Below are 17,310 nucleotides of genomic sequence, written 5' to 3' on the forward strand. Positions count from 1 at the left end.
CGATTTCTCGCCATCGTCTTCACGCTCGGCGCTCACGTTTGGCGCGCGACCGCCTCGGCGACGTGCCGGTGCCCGATGATCTCGAACCCAGCCACGCTCACCGCCGGCGCCAGGCTGGCCACCAGGAGGCAGAGCGCCATCGGCACCCCGACGGCCGCGAGGACCACCGTTGCGATCAGGACCACCGCGGTCAGCACCACCAGCAGCAGGTGCAGGGCATCCACCGAGCGCAGCATCAGCGCGTACAGCACGTAGACCAACGCGATGTAGACGCCGACCGGGATCACCACGCTGAGCACCGTGGCCACCGATCCCAGCGCCGAGTGGTGCTGGATGTAGTACGCGGCGGTGTGCAGGCCGGCACCGGTCGCGACGATGGCGCCGTACACCGGCATGTGCAAATACCCGAACCAGAAGCCCCGCTCGCGGTGCGCGTGCAGGGCGTCGGCCGACGGCACCATGAAGTACACCCACCACATGCCGAAGGTCAGGGCCGTGCCCGCGATCGCCAGCAGCACCGCGTCCCACGACCAGCCGTGCTCGCCGACGACAGCCGACAGCGAGGCGACCGTCCCGACGACACCCTCGCCGAGGGCGATGATCGCCAGCAGTCCGTAGCGCTCGGCGATGTGGTGCGCGTGCCACGGGGTGCCGCCGCACTTGGTCTCGGCGATCATCGGACCGCCCAGCTCGATGAGCGCCAGCAGCACCCAGCAACCCAGTGTCACCGGCACACTCGTCGGCAGGAACACGGTGCCGACCCAGCCCACCTGGACCACCGCCACGATCCAGACGTACGTCATCGCCGCCGCACGCCGCGACGGGTCCTGCTTCGCGGCCCGTAACCACTGGCCCACCAACGCAATTCGCATCACGACGTAACCGGCGACCAGCACCGCGTTGTCGACGTGGTGGCCGTGCTCGATCGAGGCGTAGAACGCGGGCAGGCCGAGTGCCAGGACCAGTACGCCGACCATCTCGATCATGGTCATCAACCGGAACACCCAGTCGTCGGTGTCGTACGCCGAGGCGAACCAGGTGAAGTTGATCCACGCCAGGCAGATCGCGAAGGTGGAGAACACGAAGCCCGTGATGCCGGCGCCGACGTGGCCCGCGGCCAGCATGTGCGACAGTTCCGACGCCGCGACCCCGAACGCGACGACGAAGGTCAGGTCGAACAGCAGCTCCAGCGGAGTGGCGACGCGGTGCCTTTCGTGCGGATCGCGGCCCCGCATCGGGGTCAGTCGATGCGCGCGCACCTTGTTGTGTGGGTCGGGCGCGTCCTGGTGCGTCCCATCCATGCCGTGTCCCTTCAACGATCCTGGCCCCGTCCGGGCCGCATCACGGTAAGCCTGCCGCAGATCCCCGCCGGCGTCCCACTACCGTGAAGACGTGTCCGCTCCCCCGATCGCCGTCGGCGTCGTCCTTGCCGCCGGCATCGGATCGCGCGTCGGGGCCGACGGCAACAAGGCCTACCTGCAACTGTCGGGCCGCAGCATGGTGGCGTGGTCGGTGGCCGCCGTGGCTGCCAGCCCCGAGGTCGCCCGCACCATCCTGGTGTTCCGGCGGGGTGAACGCGACCAGGTGGTGCGGCTCATGGCCGACGAACTCCCCGACACCCCAGTCGAATTCGTCGAGGGCGGCGACACCCGGCACGGCTCCGAACACAACGTGCTGAGCTACCTCGCGGCGGACATCGATGCCGGCGCCGTCGACGTGGTGCTGATCCACGACGCCGCCCGCCCGCTGGCCGGTGCCGCGCTGATGGACACCGCCGTCACCACGGCACGGGAGCGGGGCGGGGCCATTCCGGTGCTGCCGGCGGGTGACGTGTTGCGCCTGACCGAGGATGGCCTCGGCGCCATCGAGCAGTCGCTGGTCCGGGTGCAGACGCCGCAGGCCTTCCGCGCCGCGCCGCTGTGGCAGGCGTATCAGGACGCGGCCGCCGCCGGTTTCGAGGGCACCGACACCTCGTCGTGTGTGGAGCGCTTCACCGACCTCGAGGTCCACGCGATCGCCGGATCGGCCCAGAACTTCAAGGTGACCTTCGCGCACGATGTGCAGGTCGCCGAGCGCCTGCTCAGCCGGCGCTGACGATCGCATCAAGCAGTTCCCGATCGTGCGTGAGGTCGGCGACGAAGGCGTTGGGATCGCCGTCGACCGTGCCGACCTTCAGGCCGGCGCCCGTCAGCGCCGCGAGGTCCTCGGGATCTGCGCCCAGAGCCAGGGCCGCCGCCGAGAACGCCCGCGGGTACTGCGCGGTGACGAGCTCCGACCGGTCCACATTGCCCAGCACGATGCCCTCTGCGGCAACGCTTTTCACACTGTCGGTCATCGGCAGGACTGGTAGGACGACGTCGTGTTCGGTCAGCCCCGCCGCCACACGTGCGGCCAGATCGGCGGGAGCGAGCGGGTAACGGACGTCGTGCAGCAGCACCGCATGCGCCTCGGCGAAGGGCTCGGGTCCGGTACGCACGGACACATCGCCGAGGCCATGAGCCGCAAGGCATTCCGTTGCGGCGGCGGCCAATCCATCGGCGGCCACCACCGTTACCGGCGCCACGTCACGCACTGCCCGCACGGCCCGCACCAGTGCCGGTGCACCGGCGATCGGCGCGGTGAAGTCGGCCGGTGCCAGGGCCGCGGGCACCGTCACGATCGCCGAGAGAGTCACCGCGCCACCTTAGCGCCGTCAGCGCGCGCCCCCTGGCCGCTCCGGGGAAGTCAGCCGCCGGGCGACGACATCCAGCAGGAAACCCAGCGCACCGATCACCACGATCACTGCCACGACCTGGTCGTAGGCCAGCTGGTCGCGGGCGTTGAGCACCTGGTAGCCCAGACCCGAACGCACGCCGAGCATTTCCGCCGGGACCAGCACCACCCAGGCGATGCCCAGCGCCACCCGCACGCCGGTCTGCAGCTGCCCCCGGATCGCCGGCAGCACCACAGCGGTGATCAGTTCCCACCGGGTGGCGTGGAACGACCGCGCCACGTCCAGGAAGCCCGGGTCGACAGCGCGCACGCCGGCCACGGTGTTGATCAGCACGGGCCACACGGCCGCCACCGCGATCAGGAAGATCACCGGCTCGTTGCCGATGCCGAACACCGCGACGGCGATCGGAGCCCACGACAGCGGCGAGATCATCCGGACGAACTGGACGAGCGGCGCCGCCGCTCGCTCGGCCGTGCCGCTGAGTCCGAGCAGCAGGCCGGCGGGAATGCCGATGACGACCGCCACCGCCAGGCCGATCACCAAGCGCCACAGGCTGATCCCGATGTCGGGCAGCAGCACGCCGCGGGAGAACAGGTCGACGACGGCGGGCGCGACGCGCTGCGGTGCGGCCTGCCGCAGCAGGGAATGCGGAGCGGACAGAACGGTGGTCGTCAGCCACCAGAGGCCGACCGCGACGACGACGGCGCCGACCGGCGGGGCCCAACGGCGCACTGCCGCCGGCGGATCGATCACCGAGCGGGCGGGTGTGGTGGTGGTCATGACAGCTCCAATTGCTCGGTTCGGGTGTAATCGCCGCTGAGGCCGAAGGCGGCCGGACCGCCATGGGCCTGAATGGCATTACGGACGAAGGTGTCGTCGACCAGGTCGCTGTGCACGGTGGCGGGGTCCAGCCGCTCCAGGAATCGCCGGTCGCCGTCGATGACGGTGTCGCGCATGGCCGTCACGAGTTCATCGGTGAAGCTCGGGAACGGGAACGGCTGGAAGCCGAGCCGCTGGGGCTGCCACTCCGGGTGCCGCAGCGGGTAGGGCGCTGTGGGATACGTCATCGCGAGCGTGATCGCCGGTACCGGCTGAGGCAGGTACCGCCCGCCGCCGAGTTTCGCCGCGGCCGCCTTCCGATCGTTCGACAGCGCGAGTTGCGCCGTCACCACCGCGTCCGTGAGCTGTTGCACGGCGGCAGGTCGACTGGCGATGACGTCGTCGCGGGTCACCAGGGCGCAGCAGGCATGGTCGCGCCACACGTCGCCGAGGAAGGTGTGGATGCGCCCGATCTTCTTGGTCTGGGCCATCGCGTTGAACGGGTCGGCCACCACGTAGCCGGCGATGGTGCCGGTGGCCAGTGCCGGCACCATGTCCGACGGGCTCATCACGACGAGTTCGACGGTGCGGTCGGCCCGTGACGCCGAGCGGCGGATCACCGGTTGCAATCCGTTGGCCCGCAACAGCTTCTGCAGCACGATGTTGTGGATCGACCACCAGAACGGGATTGCCAGCTGCGAACCCGCAAGGTCCGGCAGCTCCCGGATGTGCGGTGCGACCGTCAGTGCCGAGCCGTTGGTGTGGTTCCACCCGAGTACCCGAACACCGCCGCCGAGCGCGTAGCGCAGCTGCACCGCCATCGGCATCAGCAGGTGCACGACGTCGAGTTGACGGTTCAGGAATGCCTCGCCCAGCGCCGCCCAACTCCGGAACAGCACCGGCTTGCCGACACCGGCCGGATACAGACCCGCGGAGTGCGCCATCAACAGCGGTGCGGCGTCCGTGATCGGCAGATAGCCCACGCGCAGCGGCCCGCCGGCGGCCGAATCGGTCGTGGCACTGTGCGCCAGGTCGGCCAGGCCGAAGGCGCCACCGGCAGCCGCTGCCGCGGCGATCAGTGCGTGCCGCCGGGAGATCAGCAGCCGGCTCATGCCACCCACAGTTCGGAAACCCGGTAATGGCTGAGGATCTCGTCACGCAGACCCGACTGGTCCGCCTCCCCCAGGCGCCATTGACGCTGAATCCGTCCGCCGTCGGCCAGCAGCACGACGCGCTGCGCCAGGCTCAGCGCTTCTTCGACGTCATGCGTTACCAGCAGCACCGTCACACCCAATTCGGTGGTGAGCGTGGTCAGCCACTGCTGCAGGTCGGCACGTGTCGCGGGGTCCAGCGCGCTGAACGGTTCGTCGAGCAGGAGCAACTGCGGCCTGGTCGCCACGGCGCGCAGGATGGCCACCCGCTGGGCCTGACCGCCGGACAGCTGGTCGGGATAGCGCTCGGCCAGCCCGTCGACGCCGAAACGCCGCATCAGCTCTGCCGCATAGTCCGCGTCGAATCCCTTGCGCCGGTGTGCGAATCGCCGCGCGTAGGACACGTTGCCCTGCACCGTGAGCCACGGCAACAGCAGCGCGTCCTGGAAAACGACTCCGATGTGCGGACGCTCGCCGCCGGCGGGCCAGCTGACGGTTCCCGAGCTCAGCGATTCCAGCCCGGCCAGCACCCGCAGCAGGGTCGATTTCCCGCTGCCGCTACGCCCGAGCACCGCGACGAACTCCCCTGACTCGATGGCGAGATCGATGCCGTCGAGGACGACGCTGTCGCCAAATGTCTTGGTGCCCGCGGTTATCCGAACTGCTTCAGTTCCCACCTGAGTTGTCCTTCCGATGGTGATTGCACGGGCAGAAAGGCTGCTTCGCGGAACCGGCGGTTGGCGGCCGTCCCCGCGCGATAGCCCTGGCCACCGGCCAGCGCCGATTCCAGGCGGGTCGCCCCCACCGCGACTTTGGCGGCGTCCAGTCGTAGCCGGATCACGTCGGCCAGGTTGGCTTCCCCTGGCGCCGAGGCGAATTCGTAGAGCCGCCGGCGGTTGTCCTCGGCGTGCGCCACCAGGTCGGCGAGGTCGCCGTCGAATTGGGCGGCCAGTGCATCGGTCGCCCGGCCGGCCGCGGTCAGCGCCGCCCCGGTGACGCCGACGCAGAACGCGGTCTGCAGCAGCAGGAACGTCGGCTTGATCTCGCGGACGAACGCGGTGAGGTCGGCGCTGATGATGCGGTCCGCGTTCACCTCGACCTCTTCCAGGCGCAGCGACGTCGACCGGGTGCTACCCAGGGCCATCAGCGGGGGCGCCGGATCGACCACCACGCCGACCGCGCGCACGTCGACCGCCACGACGTACAGGCGGCCCGTGACGGTCCGTGCCGGCAGGACGATCAACGCATCGTCAAAGACGTTGGACGCCCAGCGGATTGGTCCGTTGAGCCGTAGGCCGCGGCGTGTCTCGCCGGCGAAGATCGGGAGCTGTCCGAGGCCAGCGACGTGCTTGAGACCGGCCGCCATCGCCGTCACACCCGGGCGGTGTGCGGTGAGCAACGCCTCCGACAGACCCGGCCGGTCGGCGAGGTAGTGAATCGCCATCTGGTGCGCCCAGGCGGAGAACCCGGCGGCGAGGCTCACCGCCGACACCTGCTCGATCACCCGCACGGTGTCGGGCAGGTCCGGCAGCCCGAACAATCCGGCAGCGCCGAGGGCGCGCAGATCGTCACGGACGTCGGTGCGCCCGGCGTCCAGGTCACCGGCCCGGGCGTCCACCCCGGCCGTGACTTCCGCCAGTCTGGTCGCGACGTCGTCGGACACCAGAGTCGTCATTGCCCACCACTTTCCAGTCCGTACAACCGATCAATCGGGGTCTGCACCGCCACGCGCGCCCGCCGTACCGCGTCCTCGTCCGGCGCGTCGTAGAAACACAGGCACTTGTCCATGTCGACGCGCACATAGGTGCGCAGGAAGCTGACCTCGGGCACCTCCGCGTATTTCGGCGCGTTGGCCTTCTTGCGGCTCAGGTAGCTCTCCATGTCCAGGTCGGCGGGCAGGTCCCACTCGACCAGGTACCCGGCCGTCGGACGGACGGCTTTCAGCTGGTCCAGTTCCGCACCGACCAGTCGCACTTCGTGCGGACCGGTCAGTTCGGTGGCCCCGACCGACGACGCGGCGATCTGCAGCGGACCGCCGGCGAGCTCCGCCACCACGAACAGCCGGTGCTGAGCGGTGACCTGTGCCTCGATGAGTTCGCCGCCGGCCCGGTGCACTTCGGCGTCGAGCGTCTTGATGGCCTGGTCGACCTCGGCCCGGCCGGGCAGTCCTGCGATTTCGTAGAGGTACAGCGTCACGGTGTGTTCCTGTTCGTCGGGCGTCGATGACATCACGACGCTCGCATGAACAGACCGGTCTGTCTATCGACGGATCTCCGCTATGGTGCAGACATGAGCGCGACCCGCACCCGCCGCCCGGACCGGCCGGCGCCCCGCACCGACACCGCCGGGCCGGCCCAGCGGCTGCTCGACACCGCGTCGAATCTCTTTGCCGCACAAGGAATTCGCGCCGTCGGCATCGACATGATCCTGCGTGAGGCGGGGGTCGCCAAGGCCAGCCTCTACAGCTCGTACGGGTCGAAGGACGCGTTGGTGATCGCGTACCTGAACCGATTGGATCAGGCTGATCGCAACCGCTGGGAATCGAAGACTTCCGGCATCGCCGACCCGGTGGACAAGCTGCTGGCGTTCTTCGACCTCGCGGCCGCCGCGGCACGCAAGCGCCAGTTCCGGGGCTGTCTCTACGCCAACGCGGCCACCGAATTCCCCGGCGACACCTTGGAACCGGTACGGGCACACCGGTTGTGGATGCACGGGCTGCTGATCGAGCTGCTACGGGACGCCGAGGTGACCGACGCCGCGGCGGTCGCCCAGCGCATCCAGCTGATCTACGACGGCGCCCTCACCGCGTCGAAACTCGAGCGGTCGGCGGCGCCCATCGTGCTGGCCCGTCAGATGGCCGCGGAGCTCATCACGAGCTACTTACCTGCAGCCGCCGGCTGAATCCCGATGGCCGCCAGTCGCCGCTCGGAGGCCTCGTGGCGGACGCGCTTGGGCCACCAGAACCACTTGCCCAGCAGCGCCGCGATGGCCGGTGTCATGAACGACCGGACGATCAGGGTGTCGAACAGCAGACCCAGCGCGATGGTGGTACCGACCTGTGCCATGACCTTCAGGTCGCTGAAGGCGAAGGACGCCATGGTGGCCGCGAAGACCAGACCCGCCGAGGTGACGACCGATCCGGTGCCCGCCATCGAACGGATGATGCCTGTCTTCAGGCCGCCCGGCAGCTCTTCCTTGAACCGGGACACCAGCAGCAGGTTGTAGTCGGAGCCCACGGCGAGCAGCAGGATCACCGACATCGGCAGCACCATCCAGTGCAGCTCAAGGCCGACGAGGTGCTGCCACAAGAGAACTGACATGCCGAACGACGCGCCCAGCGACAGCAGCACGGTGCCGACGATCACGCCCGCCGCCACCATGCTCCGGGTGATGAGCAGCATGATGACGAAAATCAGTGACACCGCGGCGATTCCGGCGATCATCAGGTCGTACTGCGCGCCGTCGTGCATGTCCTTGTACGTGGCGGCGGTACCGGCCAGGTAGATCTTGGAGCCCTCCAGCGGCGTGCCTTTGATGGCTTCCTTGGCGGCCTGCTTGATCGGGTCGACATGGGCGATGCCCTCCGGCGTCGCCGGGTCACCCTCGTGCTGGATGATGAAGCGCACCGACTTGCCGTCCGGCGAGATGAAGTTCTTCATGCCGCGCTTGAAGTCCTTGTTGTCGAAGGCTTCCGGCGGCAGATAGAAGGAATCGTCGTTGAGCGAGTTGTCGAATGCCTCGCCCATCGCCGCCGCGTTGTCCGACGACGCCGCACGCTGATCCACCTGACCCTTCTGGGTCTGATACATGGACAGCATGTACTGCTTCATGTCCTTCATGACCTCGATCTGAGGCGGCATCACCGTGACCATCTCGGCCGTCAGCTTGTCCATCTTCATCAGATCCGGGACGAGCGTCTGGATGTCGTCGGTCATGACGTCGATGCCGTCGAGGGTGTCGAACAGCGCCCGCGTGGACCAGCACATCGGGATGTCGTAGCAGTGCGGTTCCCAGTACAGGTAGTTCCGGATGGGCCGCAGGAAGTCGTCGAAATCGGAGATGTGGTCACGCAGGTCAGCGACGTCGAGCGCCATGTTGGCGGTCTTCATCGACATGTCGTGCGTCGTGGCGGCCATCTGCGTGGTGATGGCCTGCATCTTGGTCATCGTGTCGATGCTGACCTGCATGTCGTTGGCCTGCTGCAGCATGTTGGCCATCGAGTCCAGCTGGTACTTCTCCGTCATCTTCGAGGTGACGGCCTGCATGCCCATGATGAACGGAATCGTGGTGTGCTTGATGGGTTTTCCGTCGGGGCGGGTGATCGTCTGCACCCGCGCGACACCCGGGGTGTGCACGATGGCCCGGGCGATCTTGTTGATCACCAGGAAGTCGGCCGAGTTCCGCAGATCGTGGTCGCTCTGCACCATCAGCAGCTCGGGGTTCATCCGCGAGGCGCTGAAATGCCTTTCCGCGGCGGCGTATCCGACGTTGGCGGTCAGATCGGCCGGGACGTAGCGGCGCGCGTCGTAGTTGGTCTTGTAGCCGGGCAGCGTCACCAGTCCGACGAGCGCGAGCGCCAGCGTCGCGACGAGCACGGGTCCCGGCCAGCGCACCACCAGAACACCGACACGACGCCAGCCGCGGGAGTGGATGGCGCGCTTGGGTTCGAAGCGCCCGAAGCGGCTACCGATCTTGATGACGGCGGGCCCGAGCGTCAGTGCCGCGAGGACGGCGACGAGGGTGCCGATCGCGCAGGGCACGCCCATGGTCTGGAAGTACGGCAGCCGCGTGAAGCTCAGACACAGCATGGCGCCGGCGATGGTCAGGCCGGAGCCCAGCACCACATGCGCGGTCCCGCGGAACATGGTGTCGTAGGCCTGCACCCGGTCTTCTCCGTCGCCGCGCGCTTCCTGGTAGCGGCCGATGGCGAAGATGGCGTAGTCGGTGCCGGCGGCGATCACCATCAGCGTCAGCAGGTTCACCGCGAACGTCGAGAGGCCGATGACATTGGTATCGGCCAGGAACGCGACGACGCCGCGGGCGGCGCCGAGCTCGAGGAACACCATCAGCAGGGTCAGGATCATCGTCATGATCGACCGGTAGACGAACAGCAGCATCACGGCGATCACCACCAGGGTGATGAGCGTGACCTTGGTGACGCTCTTGTCGCCGGCGTGGTGCTGGTCCGACACCAGCGGCGCGCCGCCGGTGACGTAGACATGGAGCCCGGCCGGCGGTTTCGAGTCGGCGACGATCTGCCGGACCGAGGCGACGGAGTCGTTGGCTTTCGTCTCGCCCTGATTGCCACGCAGGTAGACCTGAACGTACGCGGCCTTGCCGTCGGCGCTCTGCGAGCCGACGGCCGTCAGGGGGTCACTCCAGAAGTCCGCGACGTGCTCGACGTGCGCGGTGTTGGCCGTCAGCTTCGCGACGAGACCGTCGTAGTAGTGGTGTGCCTCGGCGCCGAGCGGCTGGTCGCCTTCGAGGACGATCATGGCGTTGCTGTCGGAGTCGAACTCCTGGAAGTTCGCGCCGATCTGCTTCATCGCGATCATCGCCGGGCCGTCCTGGGCGCTCAGCCCGACGGTATGCTCCTCACCGACCTTCTCCAGCGGCGGGACCAGCGTGTTGGTGGCGACGTTGATCAGGAACCAGCCGATCACGATCGGCACCGCGAGCACCCAGATCAGGTGGCCGATCTTGGATCGCTCGGTGTTGGTGGCACTCACTCGGGGCACCCTTCCGTCAGGCCCGCCAGGTCCACGGAAATGGAGCTCGTCGGCGTTACAAAATCACTGTCGCGCGAAATATACCTAGCTAACCAAACTTTTATCCATAGCGGCGGCCAAAAAAGGCCTCCGACCTCCCACGAAATGGGACGAATCGGGCACTTTCCGCCCGATTTCGGCCGTAGCGTTGACGGTGTGGAAAATTCTTCGGCCGACACCTTCGGCAAGCGCTACGGCGAGGTGCTGCTGGTCTCCCAGACGCCGACGGGGCCGCAGGTCGCGGTGTTCAACACCTTCCCGCTGAACGACTGCCCGCACGACGCGTGGTCCGCGCTCGATCCGCGGGCCCTCGCCGAGGAGAGCGGCGTCGCCGCCGCTTTGCTCAACGGCCCGCGCTACTGGCTGATGAGCGAGATCGTCAAAACCCGCGAAGACGTCGGCGAGAAGAGGACGTTCGGCGGCATCGAGATGCTGCAGCAGGCGACGGTCGAACTGTCGTCGATGAATCCGGCGCCCTTCAGCGTGAACAAGGTCAGCCGCCGCACGGTGTTCGTGTTCGGCGCCGGGCGGCCGGTCTTCGAGCTCGTCGACCCGCACGGGCAGCGCTGGGTCATGCAGTCATGGAGCCAGACGGTCGACCCGGCGCTGTCGCTGGCGGACCTGCCCGGACTGGGCACGCGGCTGCAGCTGCCCGACGGCTGGAGCTACCGGACCTCGACGCTGACCAGCCCGCTGCGCATCGACACCACGACTGAGGCCGCGCACGTCACACAGGACAACCTCGCCAACACCTATTCGTTGGCGAGCGCATAATCCTCGCGGCCGTTCCCAAACCCGTCCCTGTGCGTTAAACAGAGACGGGTGCGTTTCTGCCGCGTGGCTGAACTGAAGGAGGCCGGATGGCTTGGGATTTCGAAACCGATCCGGAGTTCCAGGAACTCCTCGACTGGGCCGACGCCTTCGTGTGCGACGAAGTCGAGCCGCTCGACCTCATCTGGCCGCACCTGCAGTACACCGCGCTCGACGAGACCCGGCGCCGGGTCGTCGACCCACTCAAAGAGCAGGTGCGCCGAAAAGGCTTGTGGGCCACACACCTTGGCCCTGAACTCGGCGGGCAGGGCTACGGGCAGCTGAAGCTGGCGCTGCTCAACGAGATTCTGGGCCGGTCGCAGTGGGCGCCCATCATCTTCGGCTGTCAGGCGCCCGACACCGGCAACGCCGAGATCATCGCGCACTACGGCACCCCGGAGCAGAAGGAGCAGTACCTACGGCCGTTGCTGAACGGCGAGGTCTTCTCCTGCTACTCGATGACGGAGCCGCAAGGCGGCGCCGACCCCACCCAGTTCACGACCTCCGCGGTCCGCGACGGCGACGACTGGGTCATCAACGGGTACAAGTTCTTCTCGTCCAACGCCTCGACGTCCACGTTCCTGATCGTCATGGTGGTGACCAACCCCGACGTCAGTCCCTACCAGGGCATGTCGATGTTCCTCGTGCCGACCGACACGCCAGGCGTCCACATCATCCGCAACTCGGCCATCTACGGGGAATCCGACGGCCACGGCTCGCACGCCCTGATCCACTACGACAATGTGCGCGTACCGAATTCGGCCGTCCTCGGCGGCGAGGGCCAGGCCTTCGTCATCGCGCAGACCCGCCTGGGTGGCGGACGGATCCACCACGCGATGCGCACCATCGGGCTGGCGCAAAAGGCCCTCGACATGATGTGTGAGCGCGCGCTGTCGCGGCACACCGCCGGCAGCCTGCTGGCCGACAAGCAGGCCGTGCAGGGCTACATCGCCGACTCGTGGGCGCAGCTGCAACAGTTCCGGCTGTTCGTGCTGCACACGGCGTGGAAGATCGACAAGTACAACGACTACAAGAAGGTGCGCAAGGACATCGCCGCCGTCAAGGTCGTGATGCCGACGGTGCTGCACGACATCGCCTGGCGCGCAATGCAAATCCACGGCGCGCTCGGGGTCACCAACGAGGTGCCGTTCCTCGGTATGGTCGCCGGCGCCGCCGTTATGGGGCTCGCCGACGGACCGACCGAGGTCCACAAGGTCACCGTCGCGAAGCAGGTGCTGCGGGACTACACCGGCACCGACGAGCTGTGGCCGACGGAATGGCTGCCGGGCAAACGCGAAGCGGCACAGGCGAAGTACGCGCAGTACCTGGAGCTGGAAGTCGGAAATCTCTAGCCGGCCGGCCGCCGCGGTCGTGCTCGCCGAGCTGTTCACCGACACACTGACTGCTGCCTGACCGCATCGCTTCGGCGTGTCGAGCTCTCCTGCAGCACTTGCGATCCAGAGCCGTCATCTTCGGCTGACATTGTCATCATGCGTAGACGATGTCAGCACATGATGACGACCCCAGCCCGAAGTACATGCACAGCCAGGTCCGCTGGCGCGAGGCGACGACCTACCGCGCCAATAGCCGAGTGACGCCCCGCATCACCACGCGGCTCGCGGCGTGCTGTGCCTGCGCAACCAACGACGGAGCCGCCGGCGCCGGGGCACTGCCCAGCCGCGGGAACAGTGCCAGCGCGTTGGTGCGGCCGATCGCGCGCCGCCCGGCGTCGTCCAATCCCCCGTACGACTCCAACCCCGCCGCGTACAGCTGGCTGACCTCGACCGGCGCGAACGGGAAGTCCGATCCGAACGTCACGTGACCAGGCTTGGCGAACGCCAGCAGCGACGGCAGCGCGGCCGCCGTGGACGACAGCGCGGTATCGAAGTAGAAGCTCGCGAAGTCGTCGAGGTGATCGGCCGGGCTGCCGCCGACATCACTCGTGATGCCCATGGCCAAGCGGTAGGACGCATACGGGACAAAGCCGCCGGCATGGCTCAGGATGAACCGGATGTTCGGGTAGCGGCGGCGAATGCCGTTGCGCACGAGCAGGTACGCCGCTCGACTGGTGTCGAGCAGGAAGTCGGCGGCGAACGGCAGCACGCCGTCGATCGTGGGGCCGGGCAGCTCGGCGGGGTGGATGAAGACGACGGCCGAACGCTTGTCGAGCTCCGCGAACAACGCGTCCTGGCCCTGCGCGCCGACGTAGGTCCCCACACTGTTGGCGAGCAGGAACACTCCGTCGGCATGCAATTCGTCGAGTGCGCGCACGGCTTCGGCGACGGAGGCATCCAGGTGTGGCATCGGCAAGGTGGCGAAGAACCCGAACCGATCCGGCTGGGCGGCAACGAGTTCGGCGCTGTAGTCGTTCACATCGCGGGCCAATGCGGCCGCGTCCGCCGCGGCCGGCAGCATCGTGGTGCCCGGTGCGGACACGGACAGGATGGCGGTCGCGACACCGAGCTTGGCCATCGTGTCCAAGGACGCTTCCGGGGACCAGTCCGGCATCGCCCGGCCGCCGGCGTCGGCGATGCCCGCCTGGTCCAACGCCTTTCGGTAGTCGGGCGGCACCATGTGGTGGTGGGTATCAATACGGTTCATGATGTTTCCTCCTCCGGCGATTCGTGCACGATATTCCGCGCTCACCGCGGAAAATCGTGCACAAATCCCGGGACTAGTCGGGGATCCCCACCCCGGCGAGCGCCGGGACGGTGTCTTCGCGGTGCAGCAATGACCTGACTGCGGTCGAGAACTGCCCGAGCTTGTCGACGCTGGCCTGCATCTCGTGGCCCCAGATGCTGATGCCCTGGTGCGTCATCGGCTTCCACGTCGATTCGTCGACGATCAGCGGGTTCCAACCGACCTCCCATTCGAAACCCGATGGCGTGACGGCATAGAACGACAGCTCGCGGTCGTTGGTGTGCTGACCGATGCCCAGGGCCATGTCGAATCCCAGGGCCCGCACGCGCTGGTAGCTGTCCGTCAGATCGTCGAGCTCGCCGACCTGAATGTTGAGGTGTTGCACACGGGTCCGAATCGGGTTGACCGGCAGCCGATTCACCGCCGCGATGGCCACGGAGTGGTGACGCCGGTTGACCCGGAGGAACCGGATCTTCACCTTCACCCCGCTCATCGTCTCGTCGATGAAGTCACTGAGCCGCGCGTCGAGCAGCGCGTTGTAGTAGCCGCGCACCTGATGCGGCCTGGTGCTGGTGACGGCCACGTGGCCCAGTCCGAATTCATCGGTGACGAAACCTTTTCCGGCGACGGACAGGTGGCCGCCGATGTGCGCCCGCGTGTACAGCTCCTGCGCCAGCCCGTTGGGTCCGGGTATCCGCACCAGCCTTTCGACGCCACGCAGCGCGGCTTCCTCGTCGCTCCCGACAGTGACCGGCACACCGCAGCGGTGCACGCGGCGAAGGATCTCGTCGAAGGTCTCGTGATCGTCGACCTGCCAGCCCAATGTGGTGACGTCCTCGGCCGGTCCGCGTCGCAGCAGGAACCGGCATTGTTGTTCGTCGAGCCGGAAGCGGGTGGCGTCCGAGTCGAGGTCATCGAGATGCATGCCGATCGCGTCGCGGCCGAACCGCCGCCAGTCGGCGAACCGCTCCGTCTCGACCACCAGGTAGCCGAGCGAGACATGACCGAACACACTCATGGCCGGAACACCGTGTTGTCCGAGAGGAATTCGTCGACGATCTGATTGAACAGGTCCGCACGCTCCCACTGCATCCAGTGCCCGGTGCGGCTGGTCATCACCAGTTCGGCGTTGGGCATGATGTTCTGCAGCAGCGGTCCGCCCGAGGGCTTGTTCACCTTGTCGTCGCGGCCCCACAGGATCAGCGTCGGTGTCTGCAGCGATGCCAGCCGCGAGTCGCGGGTCAGGTCCATGCGCCACAGCGTCCGTAGGGCGAACGGTCCGGACGGCCGGCTCAGCGGCGGGTCGGCCACCACCTCCGGGTCGATCGATGCGGCGTAGCGCAGATCGATCAGTTCGGCGGGTACCGAATCACCTTCGTAAACCAGGTAATTACGGATGAACTCGGCCAGCTTCTCGCGGCTGGGACCGGTGCCGCCGTAATACGCCAGCAGGCTGTTCAAGCCGGCGGTCGGCAGGCCGCGGGTGGTGCCGATGCCACCGGGACCCATCAGCACCAGCTTGCCGACGCGGCCCGGGGTGTCCAGCGCCAAGCGCAGTGCCGCGGCGCCGCCGTAGGAGTTGCCGATCAGATGTGCTGTGCTGATGCTCAATTCGTCGAGCAGCCCCCGCATCGCGTCGGCCAGCGAGCCGAAGGGATCAGACTTGTCGATGCGCTTCGATGAGCGCCCGTAGCCGGGCATGTCAGGGACGAGGACGCGGTAGCGCTCGGCGAGCGCGTCGATGTTGCGAGAGTAGTTGCTGACGCCGGAGGCGCCGGGGCCGCCGCCGTGCAGCAGCATCACCGCGGGGCCGGAACCGGCTTCGGCGACAAAGATCTTCCGGTTGCCGACGGTGACGGTGTGTTCGGTGCGGGTGGTGGTCATGCGGGCGCTCCTGTCAGGGTGGTGAGGTTCAGTCCGGCCGGCGGCCCCGGGAGCCACCCGCCGGATGAGGTTGCGGCGTAGACGAATCCGTCGGGTCGCAGCACGACGGATTCGGCTTTGTGGTCGGCCAGCCACCGCACGAGGCTCGGTTCGGTTGTCTGCAGAGTCGCGGCCCCTGCCGCGGCCCAGGCGGTCGCCCCGGCCGGCACGGCCCCGGTGTGCAGCAGCGTCCAGCGGCCGCTCAGCAGATCGTCGAGCGGCACACCGTCAACGGTCGGCTGCGGAATCTGCCGGCCCACCGCCGGGTGCCCGGCCACGAAGAAGCCGTCGTCGTAGTGAGCGTCGGGAATCCACCAGAATTTCTGCCCCACGGCGTTGGCGCCGGGAATCCCGGTCAGCGCCCGCACGACGTGGTTGCGGATGGCGGCCAGCCAGGGCCTCCGCTCGGTGATGATGCGGCCGACCAGAACCGCGCGTCGGGTGACCTCGGTGACGTGCGGCTTGCGTTCTGCGGCATAGGAATCCAGCAGTGCATCGGGTGCCTGGCCCCGTAGGACCGCAGCGAGCTTCCAGCACAGGTTGGCGGCGTCGCGCACGCCCGCGGACATCCCCTGGCCGATCCACGGCGGCATGGCGTGCGCGGCGTCGCCGGCCAGGAACACGCGGCCCACGCGCCAACGGTCCGCTACCCGCACGTGGTGGCTGTAGACGACCGCACGCAGGATCTCGACGTTGTCGGGCGTGATGCCCTGCTCGCCCAGCACCTTCCATACGGCCTCGTCGCTGGTGAGGTACTTCTCGTCCTCCCCCGCCCTGGCGGGGTACTCCCACCGGTGATGCCCCAGCGGGGTCGGACAGTCGACGGTCGGCCGCGCGGGATTGCAGTGAAACCGCAAGCGGTCGTGGGCATCCCATTCCTTGATCACCTTGGTGTCGATGACGACCCAGCGCTCGCCGTAGGTGCGTCCGCTGTACCCGATGCCGAGCACGCCGCGCGTCGCCGACGAGCCACCGTCCGAGGCGATGACGTAGCGGGCGGTCACCCGCTTGAACGTGTCGGTACGCAGGTCGGCCAGCAGCAGTTCGACATCGTCGGTCCGGTTGGCCACCCGCAGGCATTCGTGTTCCAGGAGGACCTCGACGTTGGCGAACCGCGCCACGCCTTCGCGGAGGACCGAGTCGACTGCCGGCTGGTACAGGAACTGCTGCGACGGATGGCCGCACCCGCGGCCGTAGATGACTGTTTCGATGAACGGGCGGCCGTCGGCGTCGACAAAGGCAACGGGGCGGCCCGGCAGCATGTCGCGCTGAAGTCGTTCCGCCAGCCCGACCGACTGCCAGACCCGCAGCACCTCTTCGTCGGTGGAGATCGCCCGCGCCCGGCTGTAGATGTCCGGGTCACGCTCGATCACCAGGACCTTCAAGCCGAGCTGCCCCAGCAGGTTGGCGGCGGTGGCGCCGGTGGGGCCATACCCGATGACGGCGACGTCGTAGGTGTCTTCACTGCTCATTGGGGCCTCCGGGA

The 17,310-nt window shown here is 67.9% G+C and carries 16 protein-coding genes; 4 read left to right on the forward strand and 12 right to left on the reverse strand.

Going from position 1 to position 17,310, the window contains the following annotated elements:
• Positions 1-32 precede the first annotated feature (32 nt).
• Positions 33-1,235, reverse strand: coding sequence for a low temperature requirement protein A (locus VXD91_RS10500; protein ID WP_318985675.1), 1,203 nt, complete (start codon positions 1,233-1,235; stop codon positions 33-35).
• A 157-nt stretch (positions 1,236-1,392) separates the two neighbouring features.
• On the opposite strand from VXD91_RS10500, the gene VXD91_RS10505 reads away from it, so the two are divergent.
• The gene (locus VXD91_RS10505; RefSeq protein ID WP_346415352.1) at positions 1,393-2,094 is read left to right on the forward strand and encodes a 2-C-methyl-D-erythritol 4-phosphate cytidylyltransferase; all 702 of its coding nucleotides are present in this window, start codon (positions 1,393-1,395) and stop codon (positions 2,092-2,094) included.
• On the opposite strand, the gene VXD91_RS10510 is transcribed toward VXD91_RS10505, so the two are convergent.
• The 6 genes from VXD91_RS10510 to VXD91_RS10535 are packed head-to-tail and all read right to left on the reverse strand — an operon-like array spanning position 2,081 to position 6,879.
• Positions 2,081-2,674, reverse strand: a complete 594-nt coding sequence (locus VXD91_RS10510) for a 2-C-methyl-D-erythritol 4-phosphate cytidylyltransferase (RefSeq protein WP_346415353.1) — start codon at positions 2,672-2,674, stop codon at positions 2,081-2,083. The two genes, VXD91_RS10505 and VXD91_RS10510, sit on opposite strands and share 14 nt — an antisense overlap.
• A gap of 18 nt (positions 2,675-2,692) precedes the next feature.
• Positions 2,693-3,493, reverse strand: a complete 801-nt coding sequence (locus VXD91_RS10515) for an ABC transporter permease (RefSeq protein ID WP_346415354.1) — start codon at positions 3,491-3,493, stop codon at positions 2,693-2,695.
• Positions 3,490-4,644, reverse strand: a complete 1,155-nt coding sequence (locus VXD91_RS10520) for an ABC transporter substrate-binding protein (protein WP_346415355.1) — start codon at positions 4,642-4,644, stop codon at positions 3,490-3,492. The genes VXD91_RS10515 and VXD91_RS10520 overlap by 4 nt, the downstream gene beginning before the upstream one ends.
• Positions 4,641-5,360 carry an ABC transporter ATP-binding protein gene (locus VXD91_RS10525; RefSeq protein WP_346415356.1) on the reverse strand — a complete coding sequence of 240 codons (720 nt, stop codon included), beginning with the start codon at positions 5,358-5,360 and terminating at the stop codon, positions 4,641-4,643. Before VXD91_RS10525 ends, VXD91_RS10520 begins: the two co-directional genes overlap by 4 nt.
• Positions 5,336-6,358 (reverse strand): acyl-CoA dehydrogenase, encoded by a 1,023-nt coding sequence (locus tag VXD91_RS10530; protein ID WP_346415358.1) that lies wholly within the window; start codon positions 6,356-6,358, stop codon positions 5,336-5,338. Before VXD91_RS10530 ends, VXD91_RS10525 begins: the two co-directional genes overlap by 25 nt.
• Positions 6,355-6,879 carry a DUF4242 domain-containing protein gene (locus VXD91_RS10535; protein ID WP_346415412.1) on the reverse strand — a complete coding sequence of 175 codons (525 nt, stop codon included), beginning with the start codon at positions 6,877-6,879 and terminating at the stop codon, positions 6,355-6,357. Before VXD91_RS10535 ends, VXD91_RS10530 begins: the two co-directional genes overlap by 4 nt.
• 93 nt (positions 6,880-6,972) lie before the next feature.
• Here VXD91_RS10535 and VXD91_RS10540 point away from each other — a divergent pair, with 93 nt between their 5' ends.
• Positions 6,973-7,584: a helix-turn-helix domain-containing protein gene (locus VXD91_RS10540; protein WP_346415359.1), complete on the forward strand. Its 612-nt coding sequence runs from the start codon at positions 6,973-6,975 to the stop codon at positions 7,582-7,584.
• Here VXD91_RS10540 and VXD91_RS10545 read toward each other — a convergent pair.
• Positions 7,560-10,412, reverse strand: coding sequence for an MMPL family transporter (locus VXD91_RS10545; protein ID WP_346415360.1), 2,853 nt, complete (start codon positions 10,410-10,412; stop codon positions 7,560-7,562). The two genes, VXD91_RS10540 and VXD91_RS10545, sit on opposite strands and share 25 nt — an antisense overlap.
• A 195-nt stretch (positions 10,413-10,607) precedes the next feature.
• On the opposite strand from VXD91_RS10545, the gene VXD91_RS10550 reads away from it, so the two are divergent.
• The gene (locus tag VXD91_RS10550) at positions 10,608-11,225 is read left to right on the forward strand and encodes a hypothetical protein (protein ID WP_346415362.1); all 618 of its coding nucleotides are present in this window, start codon (positions 10,608-10,610) and stop codon (positions 11,223-11,225) included.
• An 86-nt stretch (positions 11,226-11,311) separates the two neighbouring features.
• Positions 11,312-12,613, forward strand: a complete 1,302-nt coding sequence (locus VXD91_RS10555) for an acyl-CoA dehydrogenase family protein (RefSeq protein ID WP_346415363.1) — start codon at positions 11,312-11,314, stop codon at positions 12,611-12,613.
• 220 nt (positions 12,614-12,833) lie between these two features.
• Here the strand turns inward: VXD91_RS10555 and VXD91_RS10560 are convergent, their stop codons facing one another.
• The 4 genes from VXD91_RS10560 to VXD91_RS10575 all read right to left on the reverse strand — a co-directional run bounded on the left by VXD91_RS10560 (position 12,834) and on the right by VXD91_RS10575 (position 17,296).
• A complete protein-coding gene (locus VXD91_RS10560) occupies positions 12,834-13,862 on the reverse strand; it encodes an amidohydrolase family protein (RefSeq protein WP_346415364.1) in 1,029 nt (342 codons plus the stop codon).
• Between the two features lie 73 nt (positions 13,863-13,935).
• A complete protein-coding gene (locus VXD91_RS10565; protein ID WP_346415365.1) occupies positions 13,936-14,919 on the reverse strand; it encodes a VOC family protein in 984 nt (327 codons plus the stop codon).
• Positions 14,916-15,785, reverse strand: coding sequence for an alpha/beta fold hydrolase (locus tag VXD91_RS10570; protein WP_346415366.1), 870 nt, complete (start codon positions 15,783-15,785; stop codon positions 14,916-14,918). Before VXD91_RS10570 ends, VXD91_RS10565 begins: the two co-directional genes overlap by 4 nt.
• Positions 15,782-17,296: a bifunctional 3-(3-hydroxy-phenyl)propionate/3-hydroxycinnamic acid hydroxylase gene (locus tag VXD91_RS10575; RefSeq protein WP_346415367.1), complete on the reverse strand. Its 1,515-nt coding sequence runs from the start codon at positions 17,294-17,296 to the stop codon at positions 15,782-15,784. Before VXD91_RS10575 ends, VXD91_RS10570 begins: the two co-directional genes overlap by 4 nt.
• Positions 17,297-17,310 lie beyond the last annotated feature (14 nt).

The organism is Mycobacterium sp. SM3041 (assembly GCF_039668335.1).
Classification (GTDB): Bacteria; Actinomycetota; Actinomycetes; order Mycobacteriales; family Mycobacteriaceae; genus Mycobacterium.

Coding starts and splice junctions, on each gene's coding strand:
- VXD91_RS10555 (WP_346415363.1), top strand. CDS start 11,312: ATGGCTTGGGATTTCGAAACCGATCCGGAGTTCCAGGAACTCCTCGAC.
- VXD91_RS10570 (WP_346415366.1), bottom strand. CDS start 15,785: ATGACCACCACCCGCACCGAACACACCGTCACCGTCGGCAACCGGAAG.
- VXD91_RS10540 (WP_346415359.1), top strand. CDS start 6,973: ATGAGCGCGACCCGCACCCGCCGCCCGGACCGGCCGGCGCCCCGCACC.
- VXD91_RS10565 (WP_346415365.1), bottom strand. CDS start 14,919: ATGAGTGTGTTCGGTCATGTCTCGCTCGGCTACCTGGTGGTCGAGACG.
- VXD91_RS10560 (WP_346415364.1), bottom strand. CDS start 13,862: ATGAACCGTATTGATACCCACCACCACATGGTGCCGCCCGACTACCGA.
- VXD91_RS10520 (WP_346415355.1), bottom strand. CDS start 4,644: ATGAGCCGGCTGCTGATCTCCCGGCGGCACGCACTGATCGCCGCGGCA.
- VXD91_RS10500 (WP_318985675.1), bottom strand. CDS start 1,235: ATGCGGGGCCGCGATCCGCACGAAAGGCACCGCGTCGCCACTCCGCTG.
- VXD91_RS10530 (WP_346415358.1), bottom strand. CDS start 6,358: ATGACGACTCTGGTGTCCGACGACGTCGCGACCAGACTGGCGGAAGTC.
- VXD91_RS10575 (WP_346415367.1), bottom strand. CDS start 17,296: ATGAGCAGTGAAGACACCTACGACGTCGCCGTCATCGGGTATGGCCCC.
- VXD91_RS10515 (WP_346415354.1), bottom strand. CDS start 3,493: ATGACCACCACCACACCCGCCCGCTCGGTGATCGATCCGCCGGCGGCA.